We start from the raw sequence: 2,431 nt of genomic DNA, 5'->3' as shown, positions 1-2,431 counted from the left end.
CGCTATTCCTCCTCTGCCGCGAAATCGAGATACCCGTCAAATCCGTCTCGCTCCATCTTTTCTTTGATCGCTTCCAAAATGTAAGCGTTCCTGCTCATTTTGGCCTGCCCTGCAGCAGCATCGATCGTGTCCCGCCCACCTTTTTTGACGACGAATTTAACCTGGTCGTAATGAGCGGCATTGTATTTTTCCTTCGCCCGCGTGGCGGCGTTCTGCTTTTTTTCCACCATGATCCGTACCTCCTTTCTCTTACATCATAACAGAAATAAATATACTGGTACAAGTATAAAAACATTTGACCATATACTGGTACCAGTATATAATAAAGATAGAAAGGAGGTGAACAAGAAAATATGAAGGATTGGGTACTTCTTCTTACGGCGCTGATCCAGCTAGTAACAGCCATCATTTCATTAAAAAACGGCAGCCGTCAGAAAAACAAAAAAGGAACCAAAAAACGCAGCCACCCCGGCAAACGTAAATAGGTTCCCTAGAGAGGGTCGGAAGCGACCCGGCCCTCTCCTCCCAATCTTAACATATCGCAAGATTAAAATAAATGGAGGGATTAGGCATGGATAAACTCTTTTGGATCGTTTGGGTTCCGGTTTTAGTCCTCTCGGTGGTGGGTCTCATTAATGTGTTGCGGAAGTAATGGCCGGCGAGCCATAAGCGCGGGGAGGTATGCAGGATGACGCGGAAAGAAGCACTGGAAACGATCAAGGAAATTCATAAGGCAGCGAAACAATGCCGGGAATGGATTGCAGAAGCCGTCGAAGTAATCAAGGGGGACAAGATGGAAGCTCGTTGCATCCGCTCGGGCGGTAAATTAAATAGCATCTACGACCTTACTTTTCTTGGCACGTTCTCCGCTTTCCCTACGAAAATAAACCGCATGAGCAAAGAGCAAATCGTGGAAGTAATCGCGAAGGGTGAATCGGTTTTAAAAGAACTAAACCAGATCCATAACCGCGAATTAGGGGTGATTTAATTGATAACCGTTCGCGTCGAAGAGCTGAGGACGCTCAAAAATGACTTTCTGGCGCTTCAAAAGTTCTGGGGTGCCGAAGCATTGGAACGGACCGACGAAGCCGGGCAGGAATTTGCAAAGGGCGTAAGCTACGGATTCGAGCTTGCGGCCGCGATCCTGGAGGCGCGGAAATAATTCTGGGGGCTTCGGCCCCTCCCAAACTTAAACGCGGCGGAAATCGAGGTGATTGCCAGACAGACAAAATGGATCGGGGGTGATTTACGAAGATTTTTAAACGATATTCCCACCTGACAAGGCCCGCAAGGAACGGGCCGAAACCTACCGGCACAAGCTGCTGGGATATAGAAATCCCCGCCAGCCTTACGAAGCCGGTGGGGATTTCGGTTTGATAGGCCGTATTATTTCATTTCAATGTGCGTAAGTAGCCTGAGCCGCGACATTCGTCGACTTCACTCCAATTCCAACATTGTATAGTGAGATAATAACCGTTCGATTTCGGCGCAGCAATCACCTCTCCTCCGGCTTCGCCACCTCTACGGCGGACTTCATGGTAAGCAACATATTTATCTTGGCCCTTATCGTCGTGATATGAAAGTTCAATTTTCGTGAATGATTCATCATAGGGGTTTTCCGGCCTATTATCCTTGTAATGGTATGAAATTAGAGTCCCTTCGGGAACATAGAGAGTAGTAGTGTTCTGGTAAAATGAAAGTCCGGGCACCAGATCGGCTGCTTGACAGTAATAAAGTTTATCGCTGCAATCCCAACGAGTCTCAAGAGGATAAGCCAAAGCCTCCCTTGTGCCTAAGCCCGTGAAACAAACAGCGCACAGAAGTATTGCGATTGTTTTTTTTAACCCTTGCCCTTGAAAGCTAAAACTCATCTCAAACACCCTCCCACATATTAGATTTGAAATCGCTAAGCTGCATACATCGTTATATTCGGAAGTGGACGGCGCTAGAACATAGAAAAATCCCCGCTAGTGAATAGCTGGGGATTTTCGTCATTTACTGGCACTCTGCTGCCGCAACTTTTCCGTGATATCTCGAATGTGTCGCGCCAGCTTTTCAGCAATAAACGCTTTCGCTTCCTCGCGGCTAATATCGATCTTTTCCGCCCGTATCCCGCGCTGCCGCATTTCCTTCCGTACACCGGCCAGCTCATTCGTCAGCCGGACGTGGATCACTTTCGCGGCCACAATATGTAGCCGTCGGATTAGATCTCTTGAGGTGGAAATTGTCCCGGCCTCCTCTTCGACCAGGGTCAGTGCATGTGGCAGCAGAACGGAATCGCGAAGCAGCTCTTCATTTGTCGCCGTTCGATTCATCGAGAACACCCCTTGAAGTATACGAATGTGTGTTCTCATTATACGTCCGAACAGCGAAAATTTCAACGTACATTTTCCGCAACTTACCAGTGAAAACGAAAGAGCCCCTGACCGCT

Annotated in this window: 6 protein-coding genes; 3 read left to right on the top strand and 3 right to left on the bottom strand. The window is 48.0% G+C overall.

The features are described 5' to 3' along the window. Positions 1-2: 2 nt before the first annotated feature. A complete protein-coding gene (locus PEL01S_RS34085) occupies positions 3-230 on the bottom strand; it encodes a transcriptional regulator (protein ID WP_127463362.1) in 228 nt (75 codons plus the stop codon). A gap of 123 nt (positions 231-353) precedes the next feature. Here PEL01S_RS34085 and PEL01S_RS35525 point away from each other — a divergent pair, with 123 nt between their 5' ends. The 3 genes from PEL01S_RS35525 (at position 354) to PEL01S_RS34760 (ending at position 1,162) form a co-directional block, all read left to right on the top strand. Further along, complete coding sequence (locus PEL01S_RS35525; RefSeq protein WP_255320202.1) at positions 354-485, top strand: hypothetical protein; 132 nt, start codon at positions 354-356, stop codon at positions 483-485. Positions 486-688: 203 nt separating this feature from the next. Continuing rightward, the gene (locus PEL01S_RS34080; protein ID WP_127463361.1) at positions 689-988 is read left to right on the top strand and encodes a hypothetical protein; all 300 of its coding nucleotides are present in this window, start codon (positions 689-691) and stop codon (positions 986-988) included. Then, positions 989-1,162 (top strand): hypothetical protein, encoded by a 174-nt coding sequence (locus tag PEL01S_RS34760; protein WP_163768012.1) that lies wholly within the window; start codon positions 989-991, stop codon positions 1,160-1,162. A gap of 229 nt (positions 1,163-1,391) precedes the next feature. Here the strand turns inward: PEL01S_RS34760 and PEL01S_RS34075 are convergent, their stop codons facing one another. Then, entirely contained in the window at positions 1,392-1,871 is a 480-nt protein-coding gene (locus PEL01S_RS34075; protein ID WP_127463359.1) for a hypothetical protein, read from the bottom strand. A 120-nt stretch (positions 1,872-1,991) separates the two neighbouring features. Next, entirely contained in the window at positions 1,992-2,315 is a 324-nt protein-coding gene (locus tag PEL01S_RS34070; protein ID WP_127463358.1) for a YhjD family protein, read from the bottom strand. Positions 2,316-2,431: the final 116 nt, after the last annotated feature.

Origin of the sequence: Paenibacillus elgii NBRC 100335, assembly GCF_004000865.1 — a bacterium.
GTDB classification, from domain to species: domain Bacteria; phylum Bacillota; class Bacilli; order Paenibacillales; family NBRC-103111; genus Paenibacillus_G; species Paenibacillus_G elgii.
This window is presented reverse-complemented; position numbering and strand designations above follow the sequence as displayed.

Bases quoted from the DNA above. Each gene is read 5' to 3' on its own strand.
- PEL01S_RS34080 (WP_127463361.1), top strand. From the start codon at position 689: ATGACGCGGAAAGAAGCACTGGAAACGATCAAGGAAATTCATAAGGCA.
- PEL01S_RS34070 (WP_127463358.1), bottom strand. From the start codon at position 2,315: ATGAATCGAACGGCGACAAATGAAGAGCTGCTTCGCGATTCCGTTCTG.
- PEL01S_RS34075 (WP_127463359.1), bottom strand. From the start codon at position 1,871: ATGAGTTTTAGCTTTCAAGGGCAAGGGTTAAAAAAAACAATCGCAATA.
- PEL01S_RS35525 (WP_255320202.1), top strand. From the start codon at position 354: ATGAAGGATTGGGTACTTCTTCTTACGGCGCTGATCCAGCTAGTAACA.
- PEL01S_RS34085 (WP_127463362.1), bottom strand. From the start codon at position 230: ATGGTGGAAAAAAAGCAGAACGCCGCCACGCGGGCGAAGGAAAAATAC.